Here is a 1,069-nt window from a genome sequence, read left to right as displayed (position 1 = left end):
GTGGGGGGGATCTCTTTCTCGTCGATCGGGACAAAACCAAAGGAACCATAGAACTTCTCAAGGCCGATGACCGAGTGCATGTAGAGAACGGCATGCTGCCCGCATGCCTCAACAAGCCCCCACACAGCAGCGTTTGCATACCCGTGGCCGCGCTGACTTGCAGGAGTGAAGACCCCATCCACCTCAAGCCCGTCCGGGTGTCTCCTGCAGCGTGCAAGCGAGACCACCTGCCCTTCGTGGAATGCCGCAAATATCCGGTCAGTTTTCGGGTCTCCCGTTGTGTTGTGGTAATCGGTCCAGAGCGCATCTGCTAACGGGAATTCAATTGACAGCAGTTCCCTGACGGTCGCTCCCGTGCGGTGTCGAACGACGAACCGTTCCAGCGAGGGTGTAACGGGAAGCTGCGGGGCGTCTTCACTGGCGCCCTCGAACCGGTAGCTCCCCTGCGGGACGTGGATGACGAACCGCGCACCTTTTCCGGCAGTCCCGGTCTCCAAGAGGGAGATACCGGAGACCTCGCCTACCTGGCGGCAGATGAAGAGCCCGATCCCTGCGTGCCGGCCGGCATCGTACGCGAAGATCTTCTCTTTCATGTCAGCGGGGATCCCGGCGCCATCATCCTGGAAGATGAGGTCAAGCCCCTCTGACCCCTCATGGCAGGTGACGACAACGTTCCTGACCGTGCCGTTGCTGTACCGGACCGGGTTCTCGAGGAGGTGGGTCAGGACATCGGCAAAGAGCGGGTCGGCGTATACCTCGAGGCGCCCGGTCCAGATCCGGATCGAGACCTTCCCGTCATCCATCGGGATCGTGTTGGATTCCAGTGTCCGCTGCACCGGGATCCATACCTGCGGGAGCGTTCCCAGATCCTTGTAGGACTCGGTGACAAAGAGCTGCCGGGCAATATTCCATGCAAGCTTCCGGATCCGTTCAAAACAGCTGCGGGTTGCTGGATCGGAAGATCTGGCGTCTGCCTTATCCACGGTCTCGATGATGGCGTCTACCGCGGTGTGGAGATGAGCCGTGGAGAAACGGGAGAGGAGGCACAGCTTGTGTTTTGGCTTCTTTA

General features: G+C 60.1%; 1 protein-coding gene. It reads right to left on the bottom strand.

What is annotated here, in order from left to right; translation table 11 throughout:
* Positions 1 to 1,069: GNAT family N-acetyltransferase (locus tag CW742_RS14825; protein WP_292421719.1), on the bottom strand; the 1,069-nt coding region annotated here is incomplete at both ends.

The organism is Methanoregula sp., assembly GCF_002835825.1.
Taxonomy (GTDB): domain Archaea; phylum Halobacteriota; class Methanomicrobia; order Methanomicrobiales; family Methanospirillaceae; genus Methanoregula.
The sequence above is the reverse complement of the archived record's forward strand: the minus strand, read 5'-3'. Positions and strand labels throughout refer to the sequence as shown.